Origin of the sequence: Anaerococcus sp. Marseille-P3915 (assembly GCF_900258475.1) — a bacterium.
GTDB classification, from domain to species: domain Bacteria; phylum Bacillota; class Clostridia; order Tissierellales; family Peptoniphilaceae; genus Anaerococcus; species Anaerococcus kampingae.
On sequence record NZ_LT984887.1, the window covers coordinates 1,255,729 to 1,272,721 of the forward strand.

At 32.8% G+C, this 16,993-nt stretch carries 14 protein-coding genes and 1 other annotated feature; of the genes, 5 read left to right on the forward strand and 9 right to left on the reverse strand.

The features are described from left to right. Window positions 1-135: 135 nt before the first annotated feature. The 6 genes from C8269_RS06210 to glsA all read right to left on the reverse strand — a co-directional run bounded on the left by C8269_RS06210 (window position 136) and on the right by glsA (window position 7,681). Window positions 136-1,893, reverse strand: a complete 1,758-nt coding sequence (locus C8269_RS06210; protein ID WP_106460853.1) for a YcaO-like family protein — start codon at window positions 1,891-1,893, stop codon at window positions 136-138. After that, complete coding sequence (locus C8269_RS06215; RefSeq protein ID WP_106460854.1) at window positions 1,886-3,475, reverse strand: ATP-binding cassette domain-containing protein; 1,590 nt, start codon at window positions 3,473-3,475, stop codon at window positions 1,886-1,888. The genes C8269_RS06210 and C8269_RS06215 overlap by 8 nt, the downstream gene beginning before the upstream one ends. Before the next feature lie 15 nt (window positions 3,476-3,490). After that, complete coding sequence (locus tag C8269_RS06220) at window positions 3,491-4,552, reverse strand: radical SAM protein (protein WP_106460855.1); 1,062 nt, start codon at window positions 4,550-4,552, stop codon at window positions 3,491-3,493. Between the two features lie 861 nt (window positions 4,553-5,413). Next, window positions 5,414-6,298 (reverse strand): helix-turn-helix domain-containing protein, encoded by an 885-nt coding sequence (locus tag C8269_RS06225; RefSeq protein ID WP_106460856.1) that lies wholly within the window; start codon window positions 6,296-6,298, stop codon window positions 5,414-5,416. Window positions 6,299-6,397: 99 nt separating this feature from the next. Beyond that, window positions 6,398-6,739 carry a hypothetical protein gene (locus C8269_RS06230; RefSeq protein WP_106460857.1) on the reverse strand — a complete coding sequence of 114 codons (342 nt, stop codon included), beginning with the start codon at window positions 6,737-6,739 and terminating at the stop codon, window positions 6,398-6,400. A gap of 9 nt (window positions 6,740-6,748) precedes the next feature. Further along, window positions 6,749-7,681 (reverse strand): glutaminase A, encoded by a 933-nt coding sequence (gene glsA, locus C8269_RS06235; protein ID WP_106461141.1) that lies wholly within the window; start codon window positions 7,679-7,681, stop codon window positions 6,749-6,751. Between the two features lie 148 nt (window positions 7,682-7,829). Here glsA and C8269_RS06240 point away from each other — a divergent pair, with 148 nt between their 5' ends. After that, window positions 7,830-8,429 carry a hypothetical protein gene (locus C8269_RS06240; protein WP_106460858.1) on the forward strand — a complete coding sequence of 200 codons (600 nt, stop codon included), beginning with the start codon at window positions 7,830-7,832 and terminating at the stop codon, window positions 8,427-8,429. A 46-nt stretch (window positions 8,430-8,475) separates the two neighbouring features. Beyond that, the gene (locus tag C8269_RS06245) at window positions 8,476-9,642 is read left to right on the forward strand and encodes a C40 family peptidase (RefSeq protein ID WP_234025842.1); all 1,167 of its coding nucleotides are present in this window, start codon (window positions 8,476-8,478) and stop codon (window positions 9,640-9,642) included. A 47-nt stretch (window positions 9,643-9,689) separates the two neighbouring features. Here C8269_RS06245 and C8269_RS06250 read toward each other — a convergent pair whose 3' ends face one another. Next, complete coding sequence (locus C8269_RS06250) at window positions 9,690-10,691, reverse strand: DUF1002 domain-containing protein (protein ID WP_106460859.1); 1,002 nt, start codon at window positions 10,689-10,691, stop codon at window positions 9,690-9,692. Between the two features lie 2 nt (window positions 10,692-10,693). Continuing rightward, window positions 10,694-11,482, reverse strand: coding sequence for an Mrp/NBP35 family ATP-binding protein (locus tag C8269_RS06255; protein ID WP_106460860.1), 789 nt, complete (start codon window positions 11,480-11,482; stop codon window positions 10,694-10,696). Between the two features lie 137 nt (window positions 11,483-11,619). After that, window positions 11,620-11,847: a binding site (T-box leader), on the forward strand. Window positions 11,848-11,909: 62 nt separating this feature from the next. Here C8269_RS06255 and C8269_RS06260 point away from each other — a divergent pair. From C8269_RS06260 to murJ, 3 genes are all read left to right on the forward strand, one after another. Continuing rightward, window positions 11,910-13,484: an ABC transporter substrate-binding protein/permease gene (locus C8269_RS06260; protein WP_106461143.1), complete on the forward strand. Its 1,575-nt coding sequence runs from the start codon at window positions 11,910-11,912 to the stop codon at window positions 13,482-13,484. Further along, window positions 13,462-14,196, forward strand: a complete 735-nt coding sequence (locus C8269_RS06265) for an amino acid ABC transporter ATP-binding protein (RefSeq protein WP_106460861.1) — start codon at window positions 13,462-13,464, stop codon at window positions 14,194-14,196. Before C8269_RS06260 ends, C8269_RS06265 begins: the two co-directional genes overlap by 23 nt. A 79-nt stretch (window positions 14,197-14,275) precedes the next feature. Next, on the forward strand, window positions 14,276-15,781 hold the full coding sequence (gene murJ / locus C8269_RS06270) for a murein biosynthesis integral membrane protein MurJ (protein WP_106460862.1): 1,506 nt from the start codon (window positions 14,276-14,278) through the stop codon (window positions 15,779-15,781). A gap of 694 nt (window positions 15,782-16,475) precedes the next feature. On the opposite strand, the gene C8269_RS06275 is transcribed toward murJ, so the two are convergent. After that, window positions 16,476-16,760: a GIY-YIG nuclease family protein gene (locus C8269_RS06275; RefSeq protein ID WP_106460863.1), complete on the reverse strand. Its 285-nt coding sequence runs from the start codon at window positions 16,758-16,760 to the stop codon at window positions 16,476-16,478. Window positions 16,761-16,993 lie beyond the last annotated feature (233 nt).

The following is a 16,993-nucleotide window of genomic DNA, read 5'->3' on the forward strand; positions in this document are numbered from 1 at the left end:
ATTACAATGCCTACATATAGAATTGTCTTATAATTCTAAATAATATTTCTATATATAGTTTTACAAATTAATTATGCTATCATTGTAAGACTGATAAACAGCAGATAAAATATATTTTTCGAGAATAAACATTTATCAATAAGAATTAATTTTTACATACACATCTATATAATTTTTAATATTGCATTCTTCATATAAATGACACCCGGTATCACAAGTATATAAAGATATACATGGAATATAAGGTATATTTAAAAACAATTTATCCTTACTTAAATCATTAATTACTTCCTTAATTTCTTCTATAGTATAAAAATTTTTCAAAATATTTGTAATTTCAATATCATTATAACTCTGGCTTCGAAGATTGTATATATTAATAGCTATATCATAATAATTTAGTATATGCATATCATAACAATATTTTTTAATTTCCTCATAATATAATTTTAAAAAATCTCTAGCTTTTACATAGTTTTCTTTATATGAATAACAAATTGATAATAATAAATCAATATTTATCCCATCAAGGCTTGTCATTCTACTATTTTCTATAGGTAATATAATAAATTCGCTTAACACATAATCTTTCTTAAATTTATATTTTGTAAAATAGGATATTAAAATTTCGACCTGATTATCATCTATTTTATTTTTATTTTTACATAAAAGTTTTTTCACTTTTATAGTATCATTAAAGTCTTTTATAAATTCATAGTTCGTATAATGAGTAACTTCGCTCATTTTCGGTACAATTATTTGATAAGTAAAAAATCCTGTTTTAGAATGATTAGCTACCATAATTTCATATCCTCGTTTATATAGGATATTACTAATAAATTCCCATATACATTTATTAGATCTTAAATTAGACAATTCATCCCATACAACCCCAGGATAAGTATTCATTGACTCAAAATCAAATAAAATATGAGGGTATGCTCCTTCACCATTTATAAATATAGAATTATAATTTTCTTCGAATTTATCATTTACACTAGCATTTAAATTTGTCATAGTTGATTTTAAATCATCTATCGTCCTACCTTGAAAAATTTCAGTAACTGATCTTTCTATTGCAATTTTTAAATTTGCGTGACATCCACAACTTGCAAAGTATCTTTTTTTATGCTTGTCTATTAATAGAACAATTATTGTTGGTAAGCCATATTCAAAACTAGTATCTATGATTTTAATGCTTAAACCATATTCTTCTAAGTCTGAAATTTTAAAACTTAAATCATTATAATTATCTCTTATAAATTCAGTAATATCTGAAAATTTTGTTATTTCACGATTCAATATTTTTTTGATAGTATATCTTTCGATCATTTCGAAAATAGCTTGGTTTAGGCATTCGTATTTTGTATTTCCTGCAGCTATACCATTAGATCCATAAAATGTATCAACAAATAGTCCTGGTAATTCTATATTCCTTCCTTCAAAAGTTTTGTAGCTTATAATTTCTTGTACAGGCATTTGATATATTAGTTTCATAAAATCGTTTAAAAATATTTCTATTTCTGATTCAGATAAAATATCATAATTATATAAATAACTTGATATATAATCTTGAATTACTTTTTCATCATCTATTATCGCTGTATTAACATTTACTTTTTTAAATATGTTAAAACTATCTAGGAGTCTAAAAGGTATACCCTCTTGAACTCTCTCAAGCATTTCAGCATAAGCACTAGCCTGTGCTAAATCTGGATTTATACCTTTACCATTAGAAACTAAATTTGTACCTATAACCCTAAGATTTAATGAATACACACCATCAATAGGATTCAACCAATTTTCTTCAAGTTCAATATTTAACTTTTTGAATATCATATTAATATCTTTAATGGTATCAATAGGATTCTTATCTTTTAAATTCTCATACATCACACAATCCTTTGTTCATGTCTATAACTAAATCAAATCTGTCAATATAATCGTCTATATCGTGGCTTACATAGATAAAAGTCAAATTTTTATCATTTAGTAATACCTCCAATATTTCATTTCTTAATTCTTTCTGCACTTGATTAAGCCCTTCATCTACAATCAAAACATCTTTATTCCTTATAATCGCTCTTAATAATGCTATTCTTTGTTTTTCTCCTCCTGAAAGAGATTGAGAAGTTGGATCTTTTTTTGATATTTTATCATATTGAAATAAATCAAATACATTTCTAAAATCATTAAAATCTATTGACGAATAAAGAGCTATGTTATTATCTACACTAGTATTAAATATATACTGAAATTGAGGTATAATTGAAAAATATTGATTTATATAAGTATTATCTAATTCTTTTAAATTATGTCCGTTTATATATATATCCCCATTATAATTTTTGATTTTCCCAGTAATAATTCTTAAAATCGTTGATTTTCCAGAACCACTATTTCCTTTAATCAATATTTTATCGGATTTATTAATTATAATATTACTTAAATTTACATTTAAACTATCATAATATGAAAACTTAAGATTATTTATTTCAATATTATTGAAATCATGGTCGTGATATGATTTTTTTAAAATTGGTTCTTTTATTGCTTTTTCACAATATCTTTTTTCTAAAGTTTTATATGATGCTCTACCTGAACTAAGTATATTTATAGAGGTAATTAATCTAATTAAAGGGGAAATTATTATATCCGAAAATTGTATTGCTGCTATAAATGCACCTAAAGTCATACTCCTATAATATATAGATACGGAGCCATAGCAAATTAGTACAAATAGACCTAAATAAGAGATACACCCAATCAATATCTCCAAGCTACCTTCTAAATATCCAAATTTACTTTCAGCATATAAATTGTCGTGCATATTCTTGTTTACCACTTTTTTAAATTCAAAAGTAGCTAGCATATTTCTAATTACATTTATCCCCAAAATATAATCTAAAATAATACTATTAAAAAGTTTATTTTTTTCTATATTATCATTTTTGTATAGTTCAACTCTAGACTTAAAGATATAAGGTATACTCAAAGTTAATATATTTGGGATTAATATAAGCACTATTAGTATAAAGTCTAAATTTATTATTGCAAAGCTATAGATAAGCATATTAAATAAAAGAATTATTATATCTAACTTAGTAATATAATAATCTTGAATAAAATCTTCAACATTATTATTAATATCCACATTTATATCGGCGACATAATCATTATTTTTAAATAGAGTTTCGTCCTGTTCTACAAAGCCAATAATTTGTAATATCATAATTCTTTTCATGTTAACTGTTAATTTTATCAATAATATCTTTGTAATATATTCAAATATAATAATTCCTAATATAGACACGCCATATTTTAAAATGTTAATTTTAGTTATAGATATATTTCTATAATTATCTATTATATTTTTTAGTATATATGGTTGTACAGAAATTAAAATAGCTAGTAATATAGATATGAATATATATATAAGCGAGATAATTTTAATATTTTTATTTTTATATTTCATAATTTCCCCAGTGAATTAATTTAAAATTGCATAAGGATTATTTTCTAGACCCTTACAAAATATATTCTCAAAATAGACATTATCTAAATAATTAAATATATTATTTTCAAAAAAGTTATCATAATCTAAAATATTTAAGCTACTCTTTCGGTTACTTAGAATACAAGGATAAATAAACCCGTTGGAATCTATATCTAACTTTGATATTCCCGCACCACAGTATACTGAAATAGAGTTCGTGAAGCACCCTTCATCATATATAATATTTATATAATTTCTATATTTAGACTTTAAATTAAATATAACTCTAGGTTCTAATTTTTTAAAGCATAATTTATTTTCATTGATTTTTGCTCTACCCATCTTAAATAATTCACCAAATTGTATTTTCTTTACACCATTATCAATAGCCAATTTTACTATATCTTCTAATTTATCAGGATCGTTATTCATACTTGAAATCGTTATATTAGCATTTGTAGACGATAACTTTTTTATATTTTTCCAGACTCGATCAAACGCCCCAACATTTTTAGTAAAATAATCATGAGATAACCTGTCATTTCCATATATAGATATCTGTATTTCATTAAAATTTTCTAATGATTTTACAATATCTTTATTTGACACATTAAGAGACGTAACTACTGATTTATAATCGAAACCATTTATACTATCTACAATCTTTAAAAAATCTTTATGTATTAAAGGCTCACCACCAGTTAAAGTAATTTGTGGTGTTTTCATATTTATCATATTGATTATTCTTATAACATCTTCATATTCCATCTCATTAGAATTCATGTTAGAATCATTAAAACAATGAATGCAATTTTGAGGGCATTTATTAGTAATAAATAGATTTACTAATTCAGGATAGAAAAATCCCTGTTTTCCACTTACTTCAATATTCTCTGTAATTAATATTGACTTACCGTTAGCGTTTATATTTTCTCTATTCAATGATCTATATTTTTTTATTTTATTATTAATAGCGTTTAACTCATTTTTACTGACATATATCTTTTTATTATTGTCAAATAAAAGAGCGCCTTCTCCAAAATAGTGTATATGCATATTTTCTTACAGAGAATTGACATTATTTATTAATTTCTTATTGTATATGATTATACATTTCTATTTTAATAATATGTCAATTCTCTATTTTTTTACATTAAAGTTGTTTTAGTTTGCTGTGTTCTTTTAGTACCGCAACTTTTAATAGTTATAGTACCTTGTCTTAGACCTTTAAATAAAATCTTCATGTAAAATTTTCCTTTCTTTAAATTAAAACTTCAATTTTAGATATTGTATTATTCATTACAATATTCTGTTACATCAGTCAATTCAATAATGTTGTGTAAAATTTACTAGTACAATATTTACTATTTAGAAGATGTATTGTACTAGTTAGGGTTTCAAATGACCTTTTTTATACAATTATACAAGCTCTATCTAAAAATCCCCTCTAGATCTAAAAAATAATTTTAATAAAACTAACGAAAGAGCTCTAGTAATGACTTATATGGTTACATAATTGATAATGGCCAACTATCAGATGAACCACAACCCGTATAATTACAAGATAACTCTATTTTTTTACCTACAAAAATTGACTTTAACTTTTTGATTAATCAATGTGTTAAACATAATATTCCCTACTTACGTAACAAAGTAAGTAATAAATCGATTTATAAATAGATAATAACTGTAAATTAAAAATTTGTACAGGACACATGTGTCCTGTACAAAAATAACATCTAGATATATACTTTATATGAAATAATAAATAAAAAGAAAGATAAAATGAAAAAAATAATAATTTTAATTATAACATCAATGTTTATAATCCACTCAATTAATTACACTTATGCTAATGAAGACGAAGAGAATTATACAATATATCCTCTCACTGATATTAAAAATTTAGATTCATAATTAATTATTAGTAATAAATGTTTGTAAATATGAATCAATATATATACTAAAGTTCTTTCTCCTACTCAATTTTGATAATTGTAAAGAAATTATTCCATACATTCGGTCATTTCCACCTGAGATAAAATATTCACATAAAAACATCAGATAATAGAGTAGTGAGAGGTTTTCCACTGTCTTCATACTATTAGAACTATATAGTAATTCAATTAGACCTTGTTTTGATTCTTCATATCTTTTTTGGTCAAATAATTTATTTACATAGTAATACTTGCTCATAAATTTAACAATTTCAGACTTGGTTGTCTTATTTAGTAAATTAAAAAAATCTAAAACTTCATAATTCTTATATCCATTGAAATCATTACAAATATGGGCAAGTATCCTAGCTTCTATATTATTTATATCATCAAAATTTATATCTTTTTTTATTATTAAGGTTGTAATATCCTCATATCTATCCCTATATTCGTTTTTATCTATAGCTCGATTGTTCAACCTATCAACAAATAATCTAAGTAATTTTATATTTTTTTCGTTCTTTTTAGGATTATTATAATTTTCTATGTACTCTAATTTTTTTGATATAAGATAAAGTTCGTGATGATCCATAAACATAGATGAAATATCTAAAGAGTTTATTATTTCGTGATAAATATTATCAAATTCATAAAAAATCCTATAATAAATATCAAATAAATCTTCATCATAAACCTGCGAAAGTAGGATAAGGGAATCTGCTCCTAGGCTCTTTATATTACCATTTTCAAGTCTAGATAGGCTTCTTACGCTTATGCCTGTAAGATATTCTACATCCTCTTGCCTTAATCTTTTTCCTATCCTGATATCTTTTAAAAGCTTTCCAAAGTCTTGGTTTTTAGTCATAACTTGCTCCTTGGATATAATTATACTTTAGATTTTAATTTTAAAGGAAAGAATCCCGGAATTAACCCGAGATTCTTAATTTTTATTATCTAAATTATTCTATTTTTCAAAAAGCTTCCTAGCTTCAAGGAAATTTACTATAGAATAGATACCTATACCGTTAAAGATTATCTTTATTAGGCTACTTATGTCTGCGTTTGGGTCTACTATATTTAGCTTAGTTCTAACAAAATATAAGATTAATATTGTCACTCCATAGATTGCTGCTCCTATTAGGGTTAATTTTAAATCTAGGACCTTACCCTTGGCCTTTCTTTCTGGCTTAACTAGGGTTAGGGCGAAGACTGCTATGGCAAGTATTATTAATACATAGGCTGGCAATTTTACAAAATATAGGGCGATGAGTCCTATTAGATAAAGTGCTAGTGAAAGTGTTGGCATTTTTTCCTCCTATTTTACAAAAATATTTAAGTTTAGTTCGTAGGACAAGATTTTTAATAATTCCTTACCCCTTACTGAATTGCCTGTCTTATCAAGTCTTGGTGAGTAGACTGCTATGCCGCAAACTCCTGGGACTATGCCAAGGATTGCCCCACTTACACCTGATTTTGATGGAATGCCTACATTCATAAGGTAGGATCCAGAATTTTCATACATACCGCAGGATGCCATTTGGCTTACAATGATTGATACTATTGATTCTGGAATTAGGTCTTGGATTTTATCTATCCCATAGCCCCTATTGGCAAGAACTGCCCCAAAGTGGGAGAGGCTTTCTATGTCTGTACCTATGGAGCAAGACCTGATATAAAGGTCTAGGACCTCACTTGGGTCAGCATCAAAAATTCCCTTACTCTTTAGGTAGTAGCTTATGGCCTTGTTCCTGTCAGATGTTTCCATTTCTGATTCATAGACATCCTTTAAAAATACCGATGTATCTGAGCCTGCTATCATATTATAAAAGTCCATCAATCTTTTAAATCTCTCATCTATATTATTTCCCATTATCATGGATGTAGTTGTGATGGCCCCTGCATTTATGAAGGGGTTGGCTGGTTTGTCTGTAATTGGCACTAGGGAATTAAATTCATACCTGGTTGGCTCGCTGCCTACCTTATTATAAACATCTTCTAATTTATTGTCATGAAGAGCTACCAAAAGGTCCAGGATTTTGGATATAGATTGGAGGGAAAATATCTTATCAACCTCTCCATAAAGGAAGGTATCTCCTGTTATGGATGTGATGGCTAGGGCGAAGCTATCAGGGTCAACATTTGCTAGCTCTGGTATGTATGTTGCAACCTCTCCTTGGCCTATAAATCTCTCGCTTTTTATGATTGCTCTTCTGATTCTTACATCTATTTCATTTCTATCAAAAAACATAAGACCTCCTACAAATCTTATTGTAATTTTCCTTACTCTTATATTTATACCCCTTTCAAACTTTTTATAAAATCCACCCATATTTCGCCTTAAAAGACGTAAAATTGGGTATAAAGATATAACAGAATATAAAATAAAGGAGCCTCTTATGCGAATTATAGATATATTAGAAAATGAAGAATGGATTAGAGCCTATGATTTCTATGATGATTTCATAAATTCTTCTTATTTTGACATGCTTAAAGATAGCTATGACAGGTTAAATTACGATATACTTTTTAAATCCCACATCCACGGCAGAGACCACATCGAAAGGGTAATACTCTTTGTCCATATTTTGGGCTTCCACTATGGACTTGATTCTGCTGATATGGATGTTTTAAGAAATGCAGCCAGCCTTCACGATACAAAGAGAGTAAACGACGGTTGGGATACTGAACATGGCGATAGGGCCGCCAAGGATTCTATAAAATATTCATATGCAGATCCAAAAGATGAAAGAATCCTCCAAGCTGTAATTGCAGCCCATGCCAAGGATGACAAGATAATAGATGAAGTCATAGAAAGCTTCATAAATGAGGATGATGACTTTGATAGGGCCCTTAAACTTGCCAAATTATTTAAAGATTCTGATGGCCTAGACAGGGTTAGGATCAACCACCTAGATCCAGCTTATCTTAGAAATGATTATTCTAAATACCTGGTAGACTTTGCCTACGAGCTTTTTGACCGCTTTAAGCTTGACTAATTCCTAAATATTATATAAAATTATAGTAGATTAGACTGGAGTAAAAATGATTAGAAATAAAAAGTTTACTCTCCTAGGCCTAGGAATCCTAGCTTCTATCGCCTTTATAAGGCCAGCCTATGCAGATAGTGTCATGCTTAACAAAGAAGTAGGCTCATCTGCATCATTTTATGAAGATAAAAATGGAAGTCTCAGCCCGACTGAGACAATCGAAGCTACAGATATCCACAACATGCTTAGCGAGGATGATAATTACTATAAAATAGAATATAAGGGCAAGACAGGTTTTGTAAATAAAAATAATTTTTATAAACTAAACCACACTTCCCTAATAAATGATGCTGAGATTAAAAAAGACCCTAAGGATGATTCAGAAAACCTCACATCCTACACCCTAAAAGCAGGAAGCAAGGTTACAATCCTTGAATTTGTAAATATTGGAGACTATGTAAAAGTCTCTTATGAGCAAGGCCGCTTTGACAATGAATTCCTAAATGTAGAAAGGAAAAATGACAAGGACCTGCTTTATAGGATGCTTACAGGATCAGCCAATAATATCGATGTACCTGTCGAAACAATCGGCAAGAACGCAAGCCCAGAGCTTGTCACAGTCGGTGATGGCGAGGCAAATGCTGGCGAGAAAATCGGCTACATGCACTTTAAAGACCTAGCCCTATCCTTTAGGAGCCAGGAGATAATAGATGAGCTTTATAATTATTATTACAAGCTCAACCACTCCAAAACCTACACCGAAGCCCCAATCTTTAGCCAAGGCCCTGTTTATAGCCTAGCTAATAACGAAAGCTACCAGGCTACAGAAAACCTTCCTCAGGTTACAGTCCATATGCAAGGAAGCCAAACAGGTATAGACCTATATTCATACGGAGTCAAATTCTTAGGCAACCCTTATGTATTTGGAGGAAGTGACCTCAACAATGGTATAGACTGCTCAGGTTTTACAAAGAGAATCTATGAAACAATAGGTATTAGCCTACCACACTTTGCCCAAAGCCAGCAAAGATACGGTGTGGAAATACCATTTGGAGAAGAAAAGGCAGGAGATTTGGTCTTCTTTGGAACAAGCCTAAATAATATCACCCACGTGGGTATTGCAGATGGCTACGGCAACATGGTCCATGCCTCATCTCCAAAATACGGCATAATCATAAGCCCAATAAGAAACCCAATTTCTATCAGAAGAATAGTAGAATAAAGATAAAAACAGACTTTTGAATTAACAAAAGTCTGTTTTTTAAGTGCTTAATTATTTGATTGTTCTTGTGAATCTCCGCCCATGATTGAATTTATAATATCCCTAATAAAGGCTATTATCTTATCAAGGAGGCCTGAGTCTTTGGCGTCTTTGGCGATTTTTTCTATGTTTTCTTTATTGTCTTTTGCAAACTTATCTATGGTGTCTTTGTTATCAGTGTAGAATTTGCTTGCCTTAGATCCTAAGTCCTTGCCTAGTTTTAGAAGATTATCCCTTACTTCCTTACTATCTATGGCAGAAGTAGATTGGTAGTTATTAAAATAATTTACCAAAAGATTGATATTATTATTTGATAATATATCTCCCATATTTACATTATTTAGGGCATCCTTGATAAAGATTGCAATCTGATCATTTGAAGCTGTCTCGCCATTTTTTTCCTTATAGTCGGCTAGCCTTTGTTTTACTTCAATTACTGCCTTATCTAGGTCCTTGGAATCAAAGCCATCCTTGCCCTCATTTTCCTTGGCCACTTCTATTACAGTCGCTAGCTCTTCTTGGGCAGTCTTTGTTCTTTCCACATCAATTTCTTGACCGTGATATTCTTCGGACTTATAGACCCCAACTAGGGCTGATTCTCCTGTGACAGGCTTTGGGCTTGCCACGTTTATTTCTGCATCTGTTATGCCTGCTGTGATGGCAGCATTGGTGTATTGGGCCTCTGTGATTTGAGAAATATTGCCTGGAGTTTTGATATTTACCTTAATACCTGATCCTTTAGGAAGTCTTTTGACTGTAACTGATGAAATCATGTTTGAATCTGCCGTCCCATAACCTAGGTATTTTTTAAGGTCAGCTCCATTTACAGTTCCCACATTGTAATCATCTGTATTTATTCCGATAGCATTGTCTACGATTTTTCTTTGTTGGTCATTTAGGGCCACACCGTAGATGATGTCGTCATTTGACTTATTAAAACTTGTCGCAAAGGCAGTGCTTGTCAAAAATATAGAACAGGCTGCCACAAGGCTTAAAATTTTCTTTTTCATAATTAAAGCGCCTCGATTTTTTCTATAATTGGGTTAAGAAGGGTATTTTCAATCTCTGTTGCCATACCTTGGTCAATTTTTTCTGCAATAGATGGGTCAATTGGTAGCTTGACTAGGGTGTCTATGTCATATTTTTGGGCTACTTCTTCGATATTTGACTTGCCAAAGATGGCATGGTTGCTTCCGCAATCAGGGCATTTGAAATAGGACATATTTTCTACGATTCCTAGGATATTTTTACCCATCATCTTTGCCATCTTAATTGATTTTTCAACAACCATTTCCACAAGACCCTGAGGAGTTGCAACAGCTACTACCCCATCAATTGGCAAGGATTGGAAGACTGTAAGTGGGACATCGCCTGTTCCTGGTGGCATATCTACTATTAGATAGTCAATCTCTCCCCAATTTACATCAGTATAAAATTGTTTCAAAACATTTGTTAAAATTGAAGAGCGCCACACAACTGGGTCTGTCTTATTTGCCAAGATCATGTTGGTAGAAATGAGCTTAATCCCATTATCTGCCTTGGCAGGACTCATAATCCCTTCCTTAGTTCCTCTAGCTGGCTCATTTATACCAAAGGCCTCTGCTATGGATGGGCCTGTGATATCGGCATCAAGGATGCCTACCTTATGGCCCTTGTTTTGTAAAAGTGTGGCTAATTGGCTAGAAATAGATGATTTACCTACTCCTCCCTTACCACTCATAACAGCAATTATCTTTTTAATCTCAGTACCTGGCTGAGTTTGTATTCTAAACTTATCAAAGTTCATTTTTCTATTTGTCATAAAATTTCCTTTCTTAAACGCAAAAAGCTTATAGCTTCACAAGTAATTATATTATATCCTCCATTAATTTCCATTAAAATTTTTGTAAGTCTTTATAAAGTGTCCTTGACATTTATATGGATTTAATGTAATATAGTGTAAAGACTTTGAAAAGACGAGTAGTAAGAGAGGAAGATTTAAGAGAGCCCTGCAAGCTGGGAAGGGGTATCGGATGCTTTTATGAATAAAAACTTGGAGTCTTCTTGGGGATTGTGATCCAGGAACGAGTTTTGCACGTTATAGCAAAGGAGTATGTTTGTACTTTCAGAGGTGTATTTTGTGAAAAATACATAAATTAAGGTGGTAACGCGATTTTCGCCCTTATTATCCAAGACGGATAATAGGGGCTTTTTTGATGGTACAAAAAATTATTATGAAAGGATTTATTATGAAGAGATTTTTCTTATCCTTGCTAGCTGCCATCCTACTTATACCTGTAGGAAATGCTCATGCAAGTGAAGATGTGCTAAGAGTTGGCATGGAGGTAAACTATGCCCCATACAACTTTTCAGAAACTAATGACGAAAATGGCGGCTATCCAGTAGCAAATTCGCCTGGAGAATACGCCAACGGCTACGATGTGAGATTTGCAGAAAAAATTGCAGAACACTTGGGCAAGAAGCTTGAGATTTACAAAATCGAATGGGACGGTCTAATTCCAGCCCTAACCAGCGGTAAAATCGACGCAATCCTTGCTGGTATGAGCCCAACAGATGAAAGACGCAAGCAAATCGACTTCTCTCTACCTTACTATAGGGCTAAGATGGTAGTCGTAGTGCCAAAAGATTCAAAATACAAGGATGCTAAGTCTATAAATGACTTTAAAGGAGCTAAGATTACAGGCCAGCTTGGCACCTTCCATGCCGACGTAGTCGACCAGATGGAGGGAGTTGATAAGCAAGAGCCAATGGATTCCTTCCCTACAATGATAGCTGCAACCAATGCCGGCACCCTTGATGGCTATGTATCAGAAGAAGCCGGTGCCCAATCAGCTATTTCATCCAATCCAAAGCTTACCTATATCAAATTTGACGATGATAAAAACTTCAAGACATCAGATGATGACACAACAGTTGCAGTAGGCCTTGCCAAGGGCTCTCCAATGACAGAAGAAGTCAATGCCTACCTCAAGGACCTAGATATAGACAAGGTCCAAGATGAAATCATGACCGAAATGGTAAAAATTACAACAGCAGAAGAAGTCCACAAGACCTTCTTTGAGGAAGTGAAGGATATTTGGAACCAATATAAGGACCTCTTCCTAAAGGGTGTTGTAAATACCCTCCTAATCGCTATAATTTCAACAATACTTGGCTTTATCATAGGCTTAGTAGTGGCTGTAATAAGAAGAATAGATGTAAATAAAAAGACAAATCCAATCGGCTATTATTTCCACAAATTCATCAATGCCCTACTTTCAATCTATGTAGAAGTCTTTAGAGGCACACCAATGATGGTTCAATCTGTAATCATCTTCTACGGTCTAAAACAATATTTTGATATAGACCTATCGACCATGTTTGCAGCCATCCTCATAGTATCAATCAATACAGGGGCCTACCTATCAGAGGTAGTTCGTGGTGGAATAAATGCGGTAAATGCTGGCCAATTTGAAGCCTGCAAGGCAATAGGCATGAGCAATTCTCAGGCCATGGTCCACATAATCTTGCCACAGACAATCAAGACAATCTTGCCATCTCTTGGTAATGAATTTGTTATTAACATCAAGGATACTTCAGTCCTAAATGTAATATCAGTGACAGAATTATTCTTCATGTCAAAATCTGTAGCTGGATCAACCTACCAATACTTCCCAACCTACCTCATAACAGCGGTAATTTACCTAGTACTAACCTTTACAATCACAAGAATCCTCCTTCTAATAGAAAGAAGATTTAACGATAGGGACTTTATCCTAGAATCATCAACAGGAGCAACAAATGTCAATAATTCAAGTAAATAATTTAGAGAAAAAATTTGGTGACAACCTAGTCCTAAAGGATATCAACCTAGAAGTCAAAAAGGGCGAGGTTGTGACAATAATCGGCTCATCAGGATCTGGTAAGTCCACCCTCCTAAGGTGCTTAAACCTCCTAGAAGAGCCTACAAGCGGAGAGATTATCTATGAAGGTTCTAACATCCTCGACCACTCCTTTGACAGGAGAAAGTACAGAAGCCAGGTGGGTATGGTATTTCAAAACTTCAACCTCTTTGCCAACAAAAATATCCTAGAAAATTGCATGATAGGCCAGGAAAAGGTCCTAAAAATCGACAAAGACCAGGCAAGGGCAACAGCCATGAAATACCTAGCATCTGTAGGCATGGATAAGTATATAAATGCCAAACCAAGCCAGATATCAGGTGGCCAGCAGCAAAGAGTAGCCATAGCCCGTGCCCTCTGTATGAATCCAGAAATCCTACTCTTCGATGAGCCAACCAGTGCTCTAGACCCAGAAACTGTAGGAGAAGTATTAGATGTAATGACAAGTCTTGCAAAAAGTGGTATGACTATGGTAGTAGTAACTCACGAGATGGATTTTGCAAGAGATGTATCAGACAGGGTTCTCTTTATGGATAAGGGAATCATCCTAGAAGAAGCAAGTGCAAAAGAAATCTTCGAAAATCCTAAAAACGAAAGGACAAAGGAATTCTTGAAGAGATTCTTGGATAATTAGATGAAAAAAATAAGACAAAGATTGATAGATAAGCAGGGATTTGCTTATCTATCTTTTACTAAAAAAAGAAGGGGGAAATATGAATAATACACTAATACTTATGGTCCTAAACCTAGTGGGCAAGCTATTTTCCTTCGTCAGGGAAATGATCTTCTCCTTCTTTTATGGGACAAGCGCCATAACAGATGCCTTCAATACATCAACAACGGCAGCAACCCTCATATTTTCAGTCATAACCTACGCCCTATCCAAAACCTATATCCCGACCTATTCCAGGGTCAGCAAGGAAAGAGGAGATTCGGCTGGAGATGAATTTACCAATGACCTATTAAATTTCTCCCTATTTTTGTGCACAGTCATCACCATCCTTGGCCTAGTCTTTGCACCCTACGTGGTCAAAATCTTTGCCATAGGCTATGATGGGGACAAATTAAAGATAGCAAGCCTTTTTATGAGGGCAGTAATACTTACCATGTACCCAAATATCTATGCAGCCATCTTCTCATCATATTTACAAGTCAAGGGAGACTTCATAACCCCAGCCCTCCCCCTCCTCATCCTCAATGTGATCCTAGCCATCACAGTGGCTCTGTCAAAGGGAAATATTTATATAATGGCAGTAGGCATATTTTTAGCCTACTTCCTCCAATTTATAATCTTTCCAGCAAGGATAAAGGCGGTAGGCTTTAAAAGAACCAGGGTGAAATTTGAAATATCAGAAGATGTAAAAAGGCTCATAGTTCTATCCATACCTACGATTTTTTCAATGGCAGCAGTCTACATCTCAACCATAGTAGACCAGTCCTTTGCATCTATCGTAGCAAACGACGGTGGTGTGTCAGTTATAAACTACGCTCTTAAAATCCTAAGGATAGTCTCATCGACCTTCATCGTACCCTTCCAAATCACAGCTTATCCAATTGTGGGAAGACTGGCTGCAAATAAGGACCTGGATGGCATGAAAGATATAACATCAAAGACCATGGTCAAAATTATGATCCTTTTCATCCCATCCTTGGTAGGCCTTATGGTCTTATCTAGGCCAATAATCTCCTTCGTCTACATGAGAGGGGCTTTCTCCTATGGGGATATGATAAGAACAGCAGACGTCCTCTTTGCCTACACGATTTACCTGATAGGACCAGCCATAGCAGATCTCTTGTACCTATCATTTTTCTCCATGCAAAACACCAAAATCCCAACCATAATCTCCTTCTGCCAGCTAATCTGCAATGTAATCCTAGATTATGTCCTAGGAATGAGATATGGCCTAATGGGACTAGCAATGGCCACAACCTTCAGCCAATTTGTCCTAGTAGGCCTGGCAAGTCTCATGTATGTCAAATACTTTGGCAGGCTTGATATGAGATATATAATGAAAAATATAGGCAAGATATCTATCGCAGGAGTAGTGCTTGGAATATTTGCTAATTTCTTCTACAAAATAAGACCAGACAATCTCTGGCTCATGGTTACTATAGCCCTAGCAGGAGCTATTTACCTAGCCATAATACTCGCCCTAAGAGTCGATGGAGTAGATGAAATAAAGGAAAAATTTTTGAAGAAAGTAAAGAAAAATAAATAGAAATTTAAAAGCCGCCAGGAAGCGTAATTGATCCTGGCGGCTTTTTTGTGTTTGTAAAGTAATTAAGGATAAAGATGGCCCGATGTATTGACTAATCCCTATATATACAAATCCATGAGACCCCTCGTCACAAGCTCTGCCGGGGTGGGGAGAAATGTAGTTCGTAGTTATACTCCAGTTCCTAGTATTCCTTATACATAAACTAAATTAATATCTATTCTAAGAAAAAGTAAGTGACCAGCACCAACTCCCATTTCGAACGTATGTGAGAAATCTCATGGTTCTTTTTATTGGGTAGTTATGTAAGTACATCGGTGATCCGTTTATACTTAATGAAGTACTTACATGGCCCGATGTAAATGCTAATCCCTATATTAACTTTACTGATGAGACCCCTCCTCACTATGTTCGTTCGGGGTGGGGAGTTCCTTGGGTCCGTAGGGGTTTATGGTCCGTGGTTGGCTAAATTCCTAATAGTTTTGTGAGGGTAGCGTTATACTTAAGAAATTAAAATCACCTGTGGCGCCAGCACCCCTTCCATTTCGAGTGTAACGAGAAATCTCATGGTTTTCTTTATTAAGGGTTCTGTGATTACATCGATGATTGGTCTATACTTAATAAAGTACTTACATGGCACGATGTATTGACAAATTCCTATATATACAAATCCACGAGACCCATCCCCTTTTAAAACTCAAAACAAATCATAATATAATTCCCTAAAATAAGGATTCTTGGATTCTATAAGGGCAAATTTCTTCTTACGTCCGTAGCCTTTTATCTGATCTTCCCTAGTCCTTGTGGCATAAAAGTCTTCTCCGTATTCGTAATATACTAATTTTGTAATATTATATCTCGCTGTATAAGAATTTGGATCTACGTGATTTTTATGTTCCCATACTCTTTTTGCTAGGTCGTGGGTATGGCCGACATAGGTTCTGTAATTATCTTTGTTTATTAGGATATAGACGTAGTACATGATATTTAAACTCCTTTTCTTTTATTATATTATATTTATCTGATAAGGGGAAGTTTTTTATTTAGATTAAGTACTTACATGGCCCGGTGTAGGTACTAATCCCTATATATAATAAACTATGGAGACCCCTCGTCGCAAGCTCTATCGGGGTGGGGTAACTGTTTAGCCCGAAAGAATTTTTGTATAATGCTAGGCTTAGATTCTTAAGGATTTTTAAAGGAAAATATCATACC

Excerpts from the sequence above, each read along its gene's own strand:
- C8269_RS06210 (WP_106460853.1), bottom strand. The coding sequence starts at position 1,893 with ATGTATGAGAATTTAAAAGATAAGAATCCTATTGATACCATTAAAGAT.
- C8269_RS06215 (WP_106460854.1), bottom strand. The coding sequence starts at position 3,475 with ATGAAATATAAAAATAAAAATATTAAAATTATCTCGCTTATATATATA.
- C8269_RS06220 (WP_106460855.1), bottom strand. The coding sequence starts at position 4,552 with ATGCATATACACTATTTTGGAGAAGGCGCTCTTTTATTTGACAATAAT.
- C8269_RS06225 (WP_106460856.1), bottom strand. The coding sequence starts at position 6,298 with ATGACTAAAAACCAAGACTTTGGAAAGCTTTTAAAAGATATCAGGATA.
- C8269_RS06230 (WP_106460857.1), bottom strand. The coding sequence starts at position 6,739 with ATGCCAACACTTTCACTAGCACTTTATCTAATAGGACTCATCGCCCTA.
- glsA (WP_106461141.1), bottom strand. The coding sequence starts at position 7,681 with ATGTTTTTTGATAGAAATGAAATAGATGTAAGAATCAGAAGAGCAATC.
- C8269_RS06240 (WP_106460858.1), top strand. The coding sequence starts at position 7,830 with ATGCGAATTATAGATATATTAGAAAATGAAGAATGGATTAGAGCCTAT.
- C8269_RS06245 (WP_234025842.1), top strand. The coding sequence starts at position 8,476 with ATGATTAGAAATAAAAAGTTTACTCTCCTAGGCCTAGGAATCCTAGCT.
- C8269_RS06250 (WP_106460859.1), bottom strand. The coding sequence starts at position 10,691 with ATGAAAAAGAAAATTTTAAGCCTTGTGGCAGCCTGTTCTATATTTTTG.
- C8269_RS06255 (WP_106460860.1), bottom strand. The coding sequence starts at position 11,482 with ATGACAAATAGAAAAATGAACTTTGATAAGTTTAGAATACAAACTCAG.
- C8269_RS06260 (WP_106461143.1), top strand. The coding sequence starts at position 11,910 with ATGAAGAGATTTTTCTTATCCTTGCTAGCTGCCATCCTACTTATACCT.
- C8269_RS06265 (WP_106460861.1), top strand. The coding sequence starts at position 13,462 with ATGTCAATAATTCAAGTAAATAATTTAGAGAAAAAATTTGGTGACAAC.
- murJ (WP_106460862.1), top strand. The coding sequence starts at position 14,276 with ATGAATAATACACTAATACTTATGGTCCTAAACCTAGTGGGCAAGCTA.
- C8269_RS06275 (WP_106460863.1), bottom strand. The coding sequence starts at position 16,760 with ATGTACTACGTCTATATCCTAATAAACAAAGATAATTACAGAACCTAT.